The sequence below is a fragment of the Paenibacillus sp. KACC 21273 genome (genome assembly GCF_028736095.1).
GTDB lineage: Bacteria > Bacillota > Bacilli > Paenibacillales > Paenibacillaceae > Saccharibacillus > Saccharibacillus kyungheensis.
The window spans coordinates 961,653-978,366 of record NZ_CP117876.1; the positions used below are offsets into that span (position 1 = coordinate 961,653).

Here is a 16,714-nt window from a genome sequence, read left to right on the forward strand (position 1 = left end):
CTTATGAACGTTCCGGATACAATATTTGATGAATCAAGTCCAAAGCATCGGTGACTTTAGTGCCAGGATTAGTGCCGAATAGCGTAGATGGAAGGACTTCCACTTGATTGTTCTGTACCGCTTTGATACTGTTCCATGCCGGATTGTTTTGCATTTCTTTCAAAAATCCAGCTTTGACTTCATCGGTATTACCATGAGTCATGATCATAATGTAATCAGGATTCGCTTGTACAACCTGCTCTGTATTGAGCTGTGCATATTGCGGAAAGTTTTGCAGACCGGGTAGATTAGCAGCGATATTATGACCACCTGCTACTTCGAGAATATTACCGCTTAATGAATTAGGCAAAGCCGCCATATACGTTCCGGGTGCTCCATACACAAGCAATACATTAGGTTTGGCAGTAGAGGTTGTGGAGTTCAATGTATGGATATGATCTTGTATCTGTTTGTTAAGTTGTTTGGCTTTTGTTTCTTGTTGCAATAGTTGTCCAAACAATGTAATTTGAGTCTGAATATCTTGAATAGAGTTAGCTCCTGTTAAGATCAGCTTAGAACCAATACCTTCAATCGCAGGGATATCTTTTTCATTCATAGGATAATTCCCGAGCACTACATCAGGTTGTAAAAAAGTAATCTTTTCCAGATCGACTTCATGGGTGGAACCGATTTGTTCTACTTGTTCAGCAGCGCTTACAACAGCAGGGCCATTAGAATTCGGTCGACCGACTACAGTTCCGCCCAGTGCATAGATAATATCCATATCGCCATTGCTGAGTGCAATAATACGCTGTGGGATCTGAGTGAGAGCGATCTGTCTTTTGGCAAAATCAGTAATTGTGATAGAAGCCTGTTGTGCTGTAGCAGCATTAGCAGAAGGAGTAGTAACATTCGTTGATGCCGCTGAACTACATCCGGTCATTACAAATAAGAGCAGAGCAGATGACCAGAGCAATGATGATTTCATGAGTATCCTCCTATAATTACTTTCGTTGCAAATGATAATCATTTTCAATTAAATTGTAACTAAATGATAATGAATATCAATTGAGTTGTCAATTGAAAATAAAATATTTTAGTTAAATTTTAGGATGAATTGGATATTAAATTTGAAGGCATATATAGGAAAAGGAATTTGAAAAAAGATAATTAAAATTCATATATCACAGATTTTATGATGATATTAACGTATTGACAACCACTGGAAGGTTGCTCTAATATCGGAGTTGTATCCACTTTGATTTGCGATCTTTTATCGTGAAAGGAGAGAATGAATCGCTCGGTAAGAGCTTATTTTTTTAATCTTAATTGAGAATGATAATCATTTAAAATTAAAGATTTTAGGAGGAATGCTGTCCATATGTATAAACGATATTCCGTAATCATACTTTCGCTCTTGATGGTTAGTCTTTTCGTCATAGGGATAACGCCTATCAATACGATACAAGCGGCTTCTTCCAAATTGGCTAACGGTACATATACCCTCAAGTACGACGTATTAAAAGCGGAAAATAATTCAGTCTCCATGGCAAATGATTACTTTGAGAAACCTGCCAAGTTATACGTGAAAAATGGAAAAATGACGATGCAGGTACAACTCAATCATAGTGAGTGGACCACGCAATTCAAAGTGAAATACAAAGGCAAGATTGTGGATACGAAAGTGATTCAAAGCAATAGTAAAAAGGATACACGGATTGTGCAATTTCCGATTGCCGATCTCAAAAATCCTATTGTATCTAAAATTCATGTAACAGTGAGTTCATACAATTATGATCATGACTATACGATTCGCTTAGCTTTAGATTCAAAAAGTCTGAAAGCGATCAAAAAATAAAATAAAACTAATAGGAGTGTGTTGAATAATGAACGCAGTAATGAACCGTATGGAAAAATGGGATTTGAAAAAAGTATTAATCGTTTTGATGATGGCAGCTTTGGCATTTGCAGTACTGGCTCCATTGTCAGCCAAATCAGCACATGCAGCTCTAGCAAACGGAACATATAGCGTAGATTATAAAGTATTAGCAGATGGTACAGAAAATACGTCTCGTCTAGATAGTTATGTTGTGAAGCCAGCTACAGTAACAGTAGTCAATGGCGTGAACACTGTTCGTCTAACGATCAAAAGCAGTAATTTGATTACAGCATTCAAAGTAGAACAAAATGGACAATTGGTAGATGCGACTGTAGTAAGTACAGATACGTCTGCTAACACAAGAGTAGTTGAGTTCCCTGTAGCTAACTTGGATAGCAAAGTAAACGCGTATGCAGAAATCAAAATCCCTGTGATTAATTACACAGGTAAATATAACGTACAACTGCAATTTGACACAGACAGTATCTAATTTAGAACGCTATACTATTCTATTGGCATTGGGGTGCGATAGATGAGTACGGATTGGCTTGAATGGTTAGATGTATGGCTTCAAATATGTAGACCACTACCTGTAGAAAAGAGGATATATCGATGAATATGATGATAAATACAGTAGAAAAATTTTCGTTCAAAAAAGTAGTCATGATGTTGATGATGGCGGCTCTAGTATTTGCAGGACTATCTCCATTTTCTGCAAAATCAGCACATGCTGCTATTCCTAATGGCACGTATTCTATTGATTACGTTGTATATGCAGATGGAACTACTAATGCTTCGTATATGGATAGCTCCGAGTATTCAGTCAAACCAGCGACTCTTGTCGTTACAAATGGTGTAGCTAAAGTCAAAGTAACATTGAAGCACAAAGACTGGATCAAATCATTTAAAACACAACAAAATGGTACGTATGTGGAAGCGACCACGACAACAAGTGGTGATACTAAAACATTTGAATTTCCGGTAAGCAACTTATCTGCTAAAGTGAACGCGCAAATTCATGTCGTAGTTCCTGCCGAAATCGCTGGCGTTCCTTACGACCATACGTACACAGTGCAATATTTGTTTGACGAAGATAGCATCTAACATATCTTCATCTATGTAAAAAAGTATTCCAAAATACAACGTACTTCTCTGGAGCTTTATGTTCTAGAGAAGTCTATTTTATTAACAGGGGGATTATGAACTTTGAAAAGGCAATTTAGAACTTATTTGATCGTATGTACTGTATTTTTGATGATGTTATCGTTGGTATCTCCGACGTTATCGGCTGTTTTTGCAGAAGAGACAAGCCCTTCATCAAGCAGTGCTTCAGGATCAAGTGTAACTGACGATACGTATTCTTCTTCGGGCACAACGTCTGAAGCAACAAGTCCGGCAACAACCCCTGCTACAGAAAAGCCATTATTTACAGTACAATCGAGTCAAAATTCAGTCACTACCGCTACATATGACACTTATGCAGACGGTGAATACACTATTGCTTATCAAGTGACGCGCACGAATGCTTCTGGAAAAGTTGTTGCTTCCAATATATTTAAATATCCTTCCAATGCGAAGACTCCAGGACAAATGATTATCAAAGATGGTCAATATCATTTCTTATTTGCAAGCGAAAATGCCTATTTATTTACCCAATTCAAAGCTACTGAGAACGATCAGACTCAAGATGCCAAAGTAACTTTAGATGATGGAAGTACGACTAAAGGGACAGTTGCTTTTGATGTATATGACATGTCCAAAGAAATCAATATTGCTTATACATTTAACGGATCTTCTTATAATGAACGGTTAACACTTGATCCCTCCACTTTGAAAGTTATAGACAAAACACCGCCTGTTATTCCAGTTGAACCTGCGACAGGAACGGAAACTTCTATTGCATATACAGTATTAAAAGATGGAACAAATGAAACATCGATGATGGATAGCTATTTGCAAAAGCCAGCTAAATTAATCACCAATGGAACCAAAAAATATATTCAACTGACATTGAATCAGAGCAGTTGGATCAAAGCATTACAGACAGATATCGATAAAGATGGAACCTATACGGATGTAGGATTGATTTCTGCAAATGAAACAGCCAATACACGTTTGGTACAGTTTGAAGCTGATTCATTATCCCAAACGAATCCGGTTATCAATGCTAAAGTGCATGTTGTAATGCCAGCAGGTACGATTCCAAATATGGGGGCTTATGATCAATGGTATACGGTTCAATTTAATTTTGACAAAGCTTCGATTCCATTATCGTTACCCGATGGGCAGTATAGCTTCAAGGTTGCGACGTTAAAAGAAAAAACAGATGATCCTTCGTCAATGGCTGCCTATTTTGGTAATCCAGCAACACTAGTAGCTAAAGATGGTAAGTACCAAGTCATTATGAATATTGTCAAAGATAGTTCAGTGATTACCTCTTTTCAAACAGAATACAATGGAGCATTGACCGAGACGAGTATTGTCAGTACAGACTCTACAGCGAACACGCGAGTCGTTACATTCCCGATCGCTAATCTAGAATCGATAGTCAAAGCCCAAGTGCATATCAAAACAGCATATGCAGGTTCAGTGTATGAAGCCGATTATCCAATTCGTTTTAAATGGGATACAAACAGTATTGGCCCGGTAGTCCTGCCTGTTCCAGATCAAACGACTCCCATTAATTATCAAGTATTCAAAAATAACAGTAGCGAAATATCAGTCATGGATGACTATGTAGAAAAACCAGCTACATTCATTATCAAAGATGAGAAAAAGTATATCCAACTTACACTTAAAAATAGTGCTTGGATCAAGTCATTACAAGTCGACGGCAACGGTGGGAAAAATTATACCGATGTGACTGTTATTTCGACGGATGTAGCAAAAAATACGAGAGTCATTCAATTTGAAGCAGAACATTTATCCAAAACGAATCCTGTTTTAAATGCTTATACACATGTAGTGGTTCCACCCGAAGTTACACCTGATTATGATCATTACTATACGGTTCAATTCAAATTTGACAGTACGCAATTACCAGAACCGACAACACCAACAGTGCCTACACCTGTAGCACTGGACAATGGAACGTATAGTATTCCGATGTCTACGTTAAAATCAACATCAGATGCGGTATCGACAATGGGTAGTTATTTCGATTCCAAAGTGACATTGACCGCAGTCGATGGTAACTATCAAGCTACGCTAAAAGTGATTAAAGATAGTTCAGTAATTACGGCTTTTAAAACAGAGCAAAAAGGTACGCTTACAGATACTCAAATCGTTAGCGAAGATAAGTTCAACAACACAAGAATCGTTACATTCCCTGTGACTGATCCGAGCCGCCCACTAAATGCTCAAGTGCATATCAAAACAGCATATGCAGGCTCTGTATATGAAGCTGACTATGCTATTCGTCTTCAATTCGATCTAGATAATATGACAGTGATTCCTACTACGCCAGAAGAGCCAACTACACCAACAGTACCTACGAATCCGGGTGAAGTGGCAGACGGGAAATATAGTGCTAACTTTGTAGCTTATAAGTTTAAAGAAAAAGACGAATCGGTGATGAATGGATATGTATTACATCCAGCAACCATCATCAAACGTTCAGGTAAGTTATATGTGCAAATTACTTTAAAAGAAAGCGATTGGATCAAAACATTTAAAGTAGGCGGAAGTGATGCGCAAGTCATTTCGACAAGTGGTAATCAACGTGTAGTTCAATTTGCAGTGAAAGACTTGTCAGAGACGATCGTTGTTAATACACATGTTGTTGTACCCGGACTGGAAATTGGTGGAGTCACTTATGATCATACGTACAATGTTGATTTCAAATTTGGCCCGCTGGGACCTTATGAAGAACCAAAAGCATCTACCACATCTACGCCAGTTATTCCATTGGATTACGATAAATTAAGCAATGGTAAGTACAAAATGCCTTTCCAGGTTCTTGTACCTAATTCATCTTCAGATGCAGTGTCTCCTGTGCAACGTTTTCTATCTAAAGATGAACCTGCTCAATTCGTGGTTGAAGGAGATCAACGGTATGTGATCGTAACTCTTCAAGATGCCAAAGAAGTAAAAGCATTACGTGTTAGCAATAATGGAGTCTATACAGATGCAGAAGTAACAGCAACCGATGAGCAAGCTAACACCAAAACAGTACGTTTCAGTGTAGCTGATTTTAAAAAGAATATTGCTGCGCAATTAGTCACAAGCAGTGGAGTGAGTATAGCGAGTACTCCGACAGATAGTGACAATAAGAACGAGACAGTCTATGATTTTGAATTTAAATTTGATACTGCCAAAGTCACCAAAGATACAACCGAGACGACCACAACAGTAGAAAAAGGAACCAATACCATCGAAGATGGTGAGTATACCGCTCAATATCGCATTTTACAAAATGGTAGTGAACAAAATTCTGTACTGGCTGATTATGTAGATCAGACGGCTCAACTGACTGCGAAAAATGGCAAAGTCTATGCCACGATTACGATCAAAAATAGTCAGGCTGTACCTACATTCCAGACTGATTTCGCAGGGAAATATACCGATCCAACGATTGTGACAAACACAGCAACAGACAACGCTCGTACGATTACATTTGAAGTGCCTAATCTGGATCAAAAGCTAAGTATTTTCAGTCAAGTGTCTATTCCAGATCGTTATATGAACAATGAGAAAATGGGCGGACAAATTATATTTGATCGCAATACACTCAAAGCGGATGGAGTCGAAGAAACAGTAACAGCACCTGCTCAAGACACACAACCAACAGTATCAACACCAAGCCATCCGACAACAGAAGTAACAGAACCACAAGCTACAACAGAACAAAAATATACGATTGCTTATAAAGTATACAAAGATCAAAGTAACGAACTATCAGTGATGAATGACTATGTGAACAAAAAAGCGACATTAATCGAAAAAGACGGTAAAACATTTGCTCAAATTACACTGGATAAAAGTAGCTGGATGCCAGTATTGCAAGTGAAGCAAAACGGTACTTTGCAAGATGTTGAAGTGATCTCAACTTCAGGTGATCAGCGTGTAGTGCAATTTGAAGTAGGTGATTTATCTCAAAAAATCAGTGCATACACCCATGTGATTGTGCCTGGATTAGTTATCGGCGGTGTCGCTTATGATCACTGGTACACCGTACAATTCCAGTTTGATCTAGCAAGCAAAAAAGAGCAGTAACTCGATCAATCTAATGATCATGTCTGTGAGTCTTGGTGCGATTGTGCCAGGACTTGTAGGCATGTAAGGGACAATCGATAGAAAGAGGGGAAATCAGTGAATGTAAAATATACAGCATGGTTGTTGGTCATTGTTCTTGTATTAGCCGGGTGTTCAACAGGTGCTAGAGCAGAACAATCTACATCCGCTAATCCATCTGCAACCGATTCAGCTTCATCTGCACGAATTGTCGCTACTACTGTAGCCATTACCGAAATTATGTCTGCGTTAGATCTTCCTTTAGTCGGTAAGCCAACCAGTACCAAAACATTACCTGAACAATATAAAGATATTCCAGATGTCGGTAATCCGATGAGCCCTGATATGGAAAAAGTATTATCTCTACAACCGACAGATGTATTGTCTGTAACTACGCTTCAATATGATCTTGAACCCAAATTCAAAGATTTAAATATGAATGCTGAATTTTTAAATTTTGAAAGTCTGCAAAAAATGGAAAATGAAATTTTGAAAATGGGAACCAAATTTGATCGCGTAGCTAAAGCTAAAGAAATTACAGGTCAGCTAGATGCCAAAGTAGCCGCAGTAAAAAAGGCAACCGCAGGCAAAAAATCACCTAAAGTATTAATCCTTCTCGGCGTACCGGGCAGTTATTTAGTAGCTACCGAACATTCGTATATTGGTGATCTAGTCAAAATTGCAGGTGGAACCAATATTGTACAAGGAGAAAATGTAGAATATTTAGCTTCAAATACTGAATATTTGCAAAAGTCTAATCCAGACATTATTTTGCGTGCTGCTCATGGTATGCCAGAAGAAGTCGTGAAGATGTTTGACGAAGATTTCAAAAGTAATGATATCTGGAAGCATTTTAATGCAGTCCAAACAGGGCAAGTGTATGATCTGCCTGAACCATTATTCGGCACAACAGCAAGTCTATCTGCTCCGCAAGCTTTTGATGAATTATTGAAAATGATGTACCCTTCCTCCTAATCGATCATATGAAGGATGTTATTAATGATAACTAAACCATCTACTGAATATGCGCAACAAGAAACTGAATATAATGTATCTCACCAACCTGTGTATTCTCGTCAAAACCGCAAAAGACTATGGAGCTTTATTGTCGTGTGTTTACTACTGATCGGTGTTGTTTTATTTTCAGCAATGACCGGTAGTCTTAAAGTAGGGGCATGGCAATTAGTACAAGGTCTATGGACAGGTACTGATAATCAGGTCAATGTAGTCCGAGATTTGCGTCTGCCTCGCATTATTGTAGCGATGATGGCAGGAGCGGCACTGGCAGTAGCAGGGGTATTGCTACAAGCTGTGATGAAGAATCCGTTAGCTGATTCTGGTGTGATCGGAATATCTTCTGGAGCGGCTTTGGTGTCTTTGATTGCTGTGACTGTATTTCCAACGTTATATTTCTGGATGCCTTTGTTTTCGTTTTTTGGCGGTGCGCTGGCATGTCTAATGGTGTATGGATTTTCATGGAAATCTGGACTGCATCCGATTCGCTTAATATTGATCGGTGTAGCGGTTAATGCGATCTTTTCAGGGCTCGGGCAATCATTTAATTATCGGGGAAGTTATGCAGTCACCAGTATTAATCAGGTGACCACCTCTACATTAGCGATGAAAAAGTGGGTCGATGTTGAGATTATTTTGATGTATGGTGGACTCGGGCTGATTCTAGCAATGCTTGTTTACTCATGGTGTAACTTTCTAGTGTTACAAGAAAAAACAGCCAAAAACTTAGGTCTGCATGTGACTCGTGCACGGCTTATCATTTCAGTGATTGCTGTTATTTTGGCGGCAACAGCAACAGCTATTGCCGGAGTGATTGTGTTTATTGGATTATTGATTCCTCATATTGCAAGGCAACTTGTAGGATCAGATCATAAATGGTTGATTCCTTTTTCAGCAGTAGCAGGAGCCTTATTATTACTACTAGCAGATACACTAGGTCGAACCGTACTGGCTCCTAATGAAATTCCAGCTTCAATTATTATGGCGGTCATTGGCGGCCCTTTTCTGATTTTCCTCATTACAAGGAGTGACCGTATCTATGGACGTTAACGATATTACTTTTTCGTATGATCGTCGTATTGATCGACTACATCAAGTGAATGCTCAGATTCAGCAGGGTAAAATCACTACGATTATTGGGCCTAATGGATGTGGCAAGTCTACATTACTGCATGTGATGTCGAACAATGCTGTACCCCGTCTCGGGCAAGTGATACTGGATGGCAAGCAAATTGCTCAGTACAAACCAAAAGAATTAGCACGCAAATTAGCTGTAGTGCATCAGCAAAATGAAGCACCGGCAGATCTTACAATCGAAAAGCTAGTTAGCTTCGGTCGATTACCACACCGTACATTATTTAGCAGTTCTCAAGAAGAAGATGAACAAGCGATCGAGTGGGCGCTAGACTGTACGAATTTACAAAGTAAAAGGTTCAGTACACTTGATCAATTATCTGGTGGCGAACAGCAACGGGTCTGGATTGCTATGGCACTTGCACAGCGAACACCGATTCTTTTTCTCGATGAACCAACGACCTATTTGGATATGTATTATCAATTAGAAATTATGGAATTGATTCACGATCTCAATGAACAGCATCAACTGACGATTGTGATGGTATTACATGATATCAATCAAGCGATTCGATACAGCCATCATCTGATTGCGATGAAAGAAGGCGCGATTATAGCCAGCGGATTACCGACAGATATGATCACTACCGATCTTATTCGTGATATTTATGGAGTCGAAGTGCTTGTTAGACGCGATCTTGAAGCAGGTCTGCATATAATTCCGATAGGGATAGGGCAGTAATAGGATCACTTGTAAGTAGTGCTTTTTTGTCTATTGGATCTAGGATTGACGAAGTGTAGCTTGATACGCTTTTTTGAAAATAGGGTAATAGTGGAAAAAGAAAAGCACTGAGGAGAGTGAGTAGCACATGCCGAAGATTCGCTATAACAATATGGATAATGTCAGTACGGATAAGACACTCAAACAGCTACGGCAATGGCGTGAAGAACGACGACTCAAAAATAAAGATTATTCCTATGTAGTGCCTAATCATCCACCTGAGATGGATTATTTACATCATAATCGTGAAGATGCTTCGATTACATGGGTAGGGCATTCTACCTTTTTTATACAATACGAAGGATTGAATATCGTTACCGATCCTGTATGGGCAAGTCGAATGGGCTTTCAAAAAAGAATAGGACAGCCCGGAATTCCGATTGTAGATGTTCCTCCAATCGATATTATTTTACTTTCTCATGCTCATTACGATCATATGCATATTAGTTCGATTCGTCAGCTTTACCGTAGTTCTACACTGATTATCGTTCCACAAGGGCTCAAAGCCAAAATGAAGCGTAAAGGATTTGCACGTTGTCATGAAATGCAGTGGTGGGAAACGTTTAAAGTAGGCGAGATCAATATTACGTTTGTACCCACTCAGCACTGGAGTCGGCGTACATTGTTAGATACCAATACATCACACTGGGGCGGGTATATTATAGAACCTGTGCATCATCCTGTGAGTTCAGAGCAGGCGGAACATCCTACTCATCATTCTATTGAGGAGAAAGTGCCGCCAACGATCTATTTTGCTGGAGATAGCGGTTATTTCCCGGGATTCACTGAAATTGGTAAACGCTACAAGATTCATATTACATTGATGCCGATAGGAGCCTATGAACCTGAATGGTTTATGAGCTCTCAACATACGACACCAGAAGAAGCAATTCGTGCTTTTTGCGATGTGCAAGCTGAGACGATGATACCGATGCATTACGGTACATTCCGTCTGGCTGACGATACTGCCCGCGAAGCATTAGATCGATTAGAAGCCGAACGACAACGTCTGGAGATCGCTGAAGAACGTATTCGTGTACTGGCTCATGGCGAGACTTTAATTGTGCATGGTAATACTCAGCCTAAGTTATAAATAGATAAGATGTAGAAAGAATACATGTATTGATAAGATACTAATAAATATTGCATATTTCGCCGTTTAACTGAGTTGAAGTTAAACGGTTTTTTGCTTTGCTGGATGATCGTGATATATCAAGTGATATTTTAACTGAGCAACTCACTTCAAATATTCAAACACATTTTTTCCAGTTTCCTCAATACTGCTGTTCGATTAGATGGTGTTGTGTGGTATACTATTGCCATCGGCAATTTTATGAAAACAGCGATGCTTATTTTCATAGAGGTCAACACGTCTACAACAAATACTTCACTAACGATAAGGATGGTAATGAATACATGATCAATACAACAGGTGTCACGCTTCGCTATGGTAAGCGCGCGCTTTTTGAAGATGTTAATATCAAGTTCACACCGGGTAACTGCTATGGTCTAATCGGTGCGAATGGTGCAGGTAAATCTACATTTTTAAAAATTCTTTCTGGTGAAATCGAGCCTAACCAAGGTGAAGTCCATATTACACCGGGCGAACGTTTAGCTATTTTGAAACAGAACCAGTCTGAATATGATGAATTTCCGGTGCTAGAGACTGTTATGATGGGTCACAAGCGTCTGTACGATATTATGAAAGAAAAAGATGCATTGTATGCCAAAGCTGATTTTACAGATGAAGATGGTATGCGTGCAGGCGAATTGGAAGCTGAATTCGCTGAAATGAACGGTTGGGAAGCAGAATCCGAAGCAGCAGAAATGCTAAACGGTCTGGATATCAAAACCGATATGCAATCCAAATTAATGAAAGAGCTTGGCGGTAACGAAAAAGTTCGCGTATTGCTGGCGCAAGCATTGTTCGGTCATCCGAATATCCTGTTACTGGATGAGCCTACCAACCACTTGGATATCGATTCGATTCACTGGTTAGAAAATTTCTTAGCCGATTATGATGGTACAGTTATCGTAGTCAGCCATGATCGTCACTTCTTGAATACCGTATGTACGCATATTGCCGATATCGACTTTGGTAAAATCCAAATGTATGTGGGTAACTATGATTTCTGGTACGAATCCAGTCAACTTGCTCTACAATTGGGTCGTGAACAGAATAAGAAAAAAGAAGACAAAGTCAAAGAACTACAAGCCTTTATCTTGCGTTTTAGTGCGAACAAGTCCAAGTCCAAACAAGCGACTTCTCGTAAAAAAATGCTCGACAAAATTACGCTTGATGATATTCGTCCTTCGAACCGTAAATATCCATTTATCAACTTCAAAGGTGAACGCGAAGCAGGTAAACAGTTATTGTTAGTAGATGGTTTGACGAAATCTATTGATGGCGAAAAAGTAATCGACAACTTAACATTCACAGTCAACAAAGGCGATAAAATTGCTTTGGTTGGTCCAAATGGATTACCAAAAACAACGTTATTCCAATTGTTGATGGGTGAGATCGAACCGGATGCAGGTACATTCCAATGGGGAATTACCACGTCTCAAGCTTATTTCCCGAATGATAACTCGGCTTACTTTGATGGCGTAGAAGATACATTAGTAGACTGGTTACGTCAGTATTCCAAAGATCCAGACGAATCATTCCTACGTGGATTCTTAGGACGTATGTTGTTCTCTGGTGACGAAGCGCTTAAAAAAGCGAACGTTCTATCTGGAGGAGAAAAAGTACGTTGTATGTTGTCCCGTATGATGTTGATGGGTGGTAACGTATTGCTACTAGATGAACCTACCAATCACTTGGACTTGGAATCTATCACAGCACTCAATAACGGTTTGACTGATTTTGATGGTACGATTATTCTAACGTCTCATGACCATCAGTTTATCCAAACGATTGCAAACCGTATTATCGAAATCACACCAACAGGTCTGATCGATCGTATGATGAGCTATGATGAATACTTGGAAAACAAAGAAGTTAAAGAAATGCGTGAACGGATGTACCCTGTACAAGTATAAGGATAGCAAAAGGATAAGATTAGAGTGAAACAGCGGCTCTTTACGGAGAGCCGTTTTTTATTTGCGCTCAGAGAAGGATTTTTTTGTGTAGAAGATAGCGATCTATATAGAAAAATTCGGCTCATTTTTCCTATGGGCAAAAATGTTGTATAGTCGTTACAAGATTTCGTCTGTCATACAACATTTGCTTGGTCTCACAACGTTTGACCTAACCTAAAACGTTTCTCTAGACCCACTATGTATTCGTTTGATAAGATAAACAAGCTCTACAGACGTATATGTACACAGGATATTTAAAAAAGATAATCTCAGCATTTTTGAATGCTTAATTTATAGCAGGGGGAACAAAATGGTTGATGTATATCAAAATATTAAGGCAGGGGAACGCGGAGCATGGGTTAGCATTATTAGCTATCTGGTATTGTCTGCTTTCAAATTAGTTATTGGTTATCTTTTTTTATCAAGTGCACTCAAAGCCGATGGGCTTAACAACTTAACAGATATTGTAGCTTCATTAGCTGTGCTGATCGGGTTGAAAATTTCGAGAAAACCGCCTGATTCTGATCATGCGTATGGACATTTCCGCGCAGAGACAGTTGCCGCATTAATTGCTTCTTTTATTATGGCGATGGTAGGCATACAGGTGCTCGTAGATGGTGTACAATCCCTGTTCGCAGGACGGGAAGAATCTCCGGCTTTATGGACAGCAGGTGTAGCTGTACTATGCGCTGTAGTGATGTATTTCGTATATCGCTATAATATTAAGCTTTCAAGACAAACGGGCAGTCAAGCGCTCAAAGCGGCGGCTAAAGACAATCTATCTGATGCGATGGTAAGTATAGGAGCAGCAGTAGGGATTATCGGTTCTCAATTTGGTATGCCGTGGTTAGATATTGTAGCCGCTCTTGCCGTCGGACTAATTATTTGCAAAACCGCATGGGAAATTCTAAGTGAATCAATGCATCGCTTAACTGATGGATTCGACGAAAAAGAATTACCTGGACTGCGTCAAACGATCGAATCGATTGATGGAGTGGAGCATATCAAAGATATCAAAGCTCGTGTGAATGGAAGTCAGACGTTGTTAGATGTAGTGATCGAGGTACAGCCGGATTTGACGATTATTGAAAGTCATGATATTACGGATGAGATTGAAGCCAAAATGGAATTAGTTCATAATATCCGATATGTTCATGTACATGTAGAACCAAAAACGATCAAATAAACACTACATTATATTGTATAAAGGGGCAGCTTACATGTCCGGTACACGTTCTACCACTCGGCGTATTCGTTTGTGGATCATTTGGATAATCAGCATCATTTTGGTAATAGGGATTGCAGGAGCAGCTACATTATATTGGGCAGCAGCGCCTGAACACCAGCTTAATCTGAACTATACAGATGTAGATACAACATCCAAAATTTTAGCAATGATCGAGACCAAAAAGTTACAGACGACTATTTCTCAAGATGAATTTAATCAATTAGCCAAAAAGGAATTGATAGATCGTGAAGATGAATTTCCGGTCGGTCTGAAAATGACCGGAGCGCAATTCACTCTGTATCACGATACGGTCAAAGCTGATCTAACAGGAACATATTTTGGTGTTCCTTTTGGAGCAATACTTGATTTTCATATTAGACGAGAAGATAATTTTTTGATTTTGGATCATCAAGCGACTCATGTTCGTCATGGAAATGTGCAAGGGGCACTGATTTCTCCTATTCGAATATCGTTAACTAAATATTTTCCTGCTATAGCAAATGTAAGCCAGATGGAATTTGAACAAGATCATATTCAAGTATCATTCAAGCTCAATTTGATGAGTCTACCCCGATTGTTATTGCGATAATGATAACGGGTACTTACATAACAAAAACGCTTATCTCTTGAAGAGATAAGCGTTTTTTGGTGTATTATAGTCATTTCTAACCGATTAGTGCTTTGTTAGAAACTACGTTTTCTGCCTGTAAACAAGCTGATCACGAACAATACTAAGAAGATAAAGAATAATACTTTAGCAATAGAAGCAGCAGCTTCAACAATTCCGAAGAATCCGAAGATACCAGCTACTAATGCAATGATTAGTAGGATAACAGACCATTTCAACATAAGTAATCACCATTCCTTTTCAATATTAAGTATAATTAAATAACGATTGAAATAATCGTAAAACGACTTCTATTGAGTAGATATGTATGTGTAATCTACGATGACTCAATGTTATGATGTCGTTGGTAGTTGTATCTTAACCGACAAAGTTTAGCTTGAAACAATTTACATTGTTTAAGCAAGCGTATCTTGATGCTCATAACGCCATCATGTTTCGGTGACAAAACTGAAGGGTAGTTATTGAGTAACATCTTGAAATGTTGACAGATACATTTTCTACTAGAGAAATGTAGTAACACCAAATCATATTGTGAAGAAAAGAGAGGGAATGCCATGATTATTGAGATTAGTGTAGCCGTTATCGCATTAGCATTTGTAGCACTTGTTATTTTCCTAATTAAAGTGCTTCAATCCGCAGCAAAATCTTTAGACAATGTATCTTCTACTTTGGTAGACGTACAAAAAACGATCGAAGAGTTAACGTATGAAGTGAAACAAACGATCCGTAACGTGAATGATATTACAGTGGATGTTGAACACAAACTAAAACAGGTTGATCCTTTAATGGAAACTGTAAAAAACTTGGGCGAAATCTTAAACGAAGTAACATTGTCTTCTAAAGATTTGTCGACACGTGTTATTGAAAAAGTAAAACATATTGGTGAAAGTAAACCAAAACCGGTTGCTTCTACAAAAACAGGCGTAAGCAATCAAGCGACTGCTTCTACACCTCAACAACGTACATTGCAATCGTACTCAGCTACATATAGCCACAGTAAAGCTACCAACTGGATGAAATGGGTAGATACAGCGGCTACAGTATGGCAAAGATATCGTAAATAAAAGGAATTTGTACATTTTTAAGGTCATTAACCAAAGGTATAACCGATAACAACGTATATTGTATTGAGAGTTTATACCGTAAGAAAGGGTGAGACGATGATTACTTTCATGATGTTACTTGCTGGCATATTGTCCCCTTACTCCGGTTCTGCTCAAGTATCCGCTGCTACTCCAGTACAAGCTGTTACAGCTGTACAAACTGCTGATTATGAAGCAACACCAGTATCTTATACTGAAGTAGCGACACCTAAGTTAACAGCTTCGACTGCGGTGTATTCAACGACTGACTCTGTTTATGATGAACAATATAGCCGTTTGAATGGAATTTCTTTGGCAGATACCAGAGAAGATGTTCTACGGATCAAAGGGAAACCGATGAATATTGTGACTAATGAGTTAGGCGATCAAGAATATCAATACAAAGATGTAAGTGTTGGTTTTCAAGATCAATGGATTACCTATATTAGTGTGCCCAAACAAGCAGGCAGATTTACACTAGATGGTCGGACATTAACGATAGACAAAGCCGAGATCAGACAAGAACTAGGTACTCCTGATTTTTCAGCAGAAGATGGAGAAGGTTATACTAATGGTATATCTGCTCTAAAAGTGTTTTATGATTCCAGCACAGGCGCTATTCGTAGCGTAGACATATTTGATGCAACTTCAGAATAACAGCCTATCATTTAAATGTTTCATTCCATGATAAGTAAGGTTAATACTATTCAATCATAAGTATATAGAGGAGAGTGGA

At 38.8% G+C, this 16,714-nt stretch carries 15 protein-coding genes; 13 read left to right on the plus strand and 2 right to left on the minus strand.

Annotated elements, in window-relative coordinates:
- Position 1: 1 nt before the first annotated feature.
- Entirely contained in the window at positions 2 to 967 is a 966-nt protein-coding gene (locus PQ460_RS04385; protein WP_274171884.1) for an ABC transporter substrate-binding protein, read from the minus strand.
- Positions 968 to 1,360: 393 nt separating this feature from the next.
- On the opposite strand from PQ460_RS04385, the gene isdC reads away from it, so the two are divergent.
- The 11 genes from isdC (at position 1,361) to PQ460_RS04440 (ending at position 14,857) form a co-directional block, all read left to right on the plus strand.
- Entirely contained in the window at positions 1,361 to 1,837 is a 477-nt protein-coding gene (gene isdC / locus PQ460_RS04390; protein ID WP_273613585.1) for a heme uptake protein IsdC, read from the plus strand.
- 28 nt (positions 1,838 to 1,865) lie between these two features.
- Positions 1,866 to 2,348: an NEAT domain-containing protein gene (locus tag PQ460_RS04395; protein ID WP_273613584.1), complete on the plus strand. Its 483-nt coding sequence runs from the start codon at positions 1,866 to 1,868 to the stop codon at positions 2,346 to 2,348.
- A 122-nt stretch (positions 2,349 to 2,470) separates the two neighbouring features.
- The gene (locus tag PQ460_RS04400) at positions 2,471 to 2,962 is read left to right on the plus strand and encodes an NEAT domain-containing protein (RefSeq protein WP_273613583.1); all 492 of its coding nucleotides are present in this window, start codon (positions 2,471 to 2,473) and stop codon (positions 2,960 to 2,962) included.
- A gap of 102 nt (positions 2,963 to 3,064) precedes the next feature.
- Positions 3,065 to 7,072: an NEAT domain-containing protein gene (locus tag PQ460_RS04405; RefSeq protein ID WP_274171885.1), complete on the plus strand. Its 4,008-nt coding sequence runs from the start codon at positions 3,065 to 3,067 to the stop codon at positions 7,070 to 7,072.
- A gap of 96 nt (positions 7,073 to 7,168) precedes the next feature.
- The gene (isdE, locus tag PQ460_RS04410) at positions 7,169 to 8,065 is read left to right on the plus strand and encodes a heme ABC transporter substrate-binding protein IsdE (RefSeq protein WP_274171886.1); all 897 of its coding nucleotides are present in this window, start codon (positions 7,169 to 7,171) and stop codon (positions 8,063 to 8,065) included.
- Positions 8,066 to 8,089: 24 nt separating this feature from the next.
- Entirely contained in the window at positions 8,090 to 9,154 is a 1,065-nt protein-coding gene (locus PQ460_RS04415; protein WP_274171887.1) for a FecCD family ABC transporter permease, read from the plus strand.
- Positions 9,144 to 9,920, plus strand: a complete 777-nt coding sequence (locus PQ460_RS04420) for an ABC transporter ATP-binding protein (RefSeq protein ID WP_274171888.1) — start codon at positions 9,144 to 9,146, stop codon at positions 9,918 to 9,920. Before PQ460_RS04415 ends, PQ460_RS04420 begins: the two co-directional genes overlap by 11 nt.
- A 127-nt stretch (positions 9,921 to 10,047) precedes the next feature.
- Complete coding sequence (locus PQ460_RS04425) at positions 10,048 to 11,052, plus strand: MBL fold metallo-hydrolase (protein ID WP_274171889.1); 1,005 nt, start codon at positions 10,048 to 10,050, stop codon at positions 11,050 to 11,052.
- A 323-nt stretch (positions 11,053 to 11,375) separates the two neighbouring features.
- Positions 11,376 to 13,001 carry an ABC-F family ATP-binding cassette domain-containing protein gene (locus PQ460_RS04430; RefSeq protein WP_204827114.1) on the plus strand — a complete coding sequence of 542 codons (1,626 nt, stop codon included), beginning with the start codon at positions 11,376 to 11,378 and terminating at the stop codon, positions 12,999 to 13,001.
- A 349-nt stretch (positions 13,002 to 13,350) separates the two neighbouring features.
- Positions 13,351 to 14,226 carry a cation diffusion facilitator family transporter gene (locus tag PQ460_RS04435; protein ID WP_273613577.1) on the plus strand — a complete coding sequence of 292 codons (876 nt, stop codon included), beginning with the start codon at positions 13,351 to 13,353 and terminating at the stop codon, positions 14,224 to 14,226.
- 34 nt (positions 14,227 to 14,260) lie between these two features.
- The gene (locus PQ460_RS04440) at positions 14,261 to 14,857 is read left to right on the plus strand and encodes a hypothetical protein (protein ID WP_274171890.1); all 597 of its coding nucleotides are present in this window, start codon (positions 14,261 to 14,263) and stop codon (positions 14,855 to 14,857) included.
- A gap of 95 nt (positions 14,858 to 14,952) precedes the next feature.
- Here PQ460_RS04440 and PQ460_RS04445 read toward each other — a convergent pair whose 3' ends face one another.
- Positions 14,953 to 15,117: a DUF1328 domain-containing protein gene (locus PQ460_RS04445; RefSeq protein WP_083243274.1), complete on the minus strand. Its 165-nt coding sequence runs from the start codon at positions 15,115 to 15,117 to the stop codon at positions 14,953 to 14,955.
- A gap of 333 nt (positions 15,118 to 15,450) precedes the next feature.
- On the opposite strand from PQ460_RS04445, the gene PQ460_RS04450 reads away from it, so the two are divergent.
- Both PQ460_RS04450 and PQ460_RS04455 read left to right on the plus strand, forming a co-directional pair.
- A complete protein-coding gene (locus PQ460_RS04450) occupies positions 15,451 to 15,960 on the plus strand; it encodes a DUF948 domain-containing protein (protein ID WP_273613575.1) in 510 nt (169 codons plus the stop codon).
- Between the two features lie 96 nt (positions 15,961 to 16,056).
- Complete coding sequence (locus tag PQ460_RS04455; protein ID WP_273613574.1) at positions 16,057 to 16,635, plus strand: hypothetical protein; 579 nt, start codon at positions 16,057 to 16,059, stop codon at positions 16,633 to 16,635.
- Positions 16,636 to 16,714: the final 79 nt, after the last annotated feature.

Bases quoted from the DNA above. Each gene is read 5' to 3' on its own strand.
- PQ460_RS04385 (WP_274171884.1), bottom strand. From the start codon at position 967: ATGAAATCATCATTGCTCTGGTCATCTGCTCTGCTCTTATTTGTAATG.
- isdC (WP_273613585.1), top strand. From the start codon at position 1,361: ATGTATAAACGATATTCCGTAATCATACTTTCGCTCTTGATGGTTAGT.
- PQ460_RS04395 (WP_273613584.1), top strand. From the start codon at position 1,866: ATGAACGCAGTAATGAACCGTATGGAAAAATGGGATTTGAAAAAAGTA.
- PQ460_RS04400 (WP_273613583.1), top strand. From the start codon at position 2,471: ATGAATATGATGATAAATACAGTAGAAAAATTTTCGTTCAAAAAAGTA.
- PQ460_RS04415 (WP_274171887.1), top strand. From the start codon at position 8,090: ATGATAACTAAACCATCTACTGAATATGCGCAACAAGAAACTGAATAT.
- PQ460_RS04420 (WP_274171888.1), top strand. From the start codon at position 9,144: ATGGACGTTAACGATATTACTTTTTCGTATGATCGTCGTATTGATCGA.
- PQ460_RS04425 (WP_274171889.1), top strand. From the start codon at position 10,048: ATGCCGAAGATTCGCTATAACAATATGGATAATGTCAGTACGGATAAG.
- PQ460_RS04430 (WP_204827114.1), top strand. From the start codon at position 11,376: ATGATCAATACAACAGGTGTCACGCTTCGCTATGGTAAGCGCGCGCTT.
- PQ460_RS04435 (WP_273613577.1), top strand. From the start codon at position 13,351: ATGGTTGATGTATATCAAAATATTAAGGCAGGGGAACGCGGAGCATGG.
- PQ460_RS04440 (WP_274171890.1), top strand. From the start codon at position 14,261: ATGTCCGGTACACGTTCTACCACTCGGCGTATTCGTTTGTGGATCATT.
- PQ460_RS04445 (WP_083243274.1), bottom strand. From the start codon at position 15,117: ATGTTGAAATGGTCTGTTATCCTACTAATCATTGCATTAGTAGCTGGT.
- PQ460_RS04450 (WP_273613575.1), top strand. From the start codon at position 15,451: ATGATTATTGAGATTAGTGTAGCCGTTATCGCATTAGCATTTGTAGCA.
- PQ460_RS04455 (WP_273613574.1), top strand. From the start codon at position 16,057: ATGATTACTTTCATGATGTTACTTGCTGGCATATTGTCCCCTTACTCC.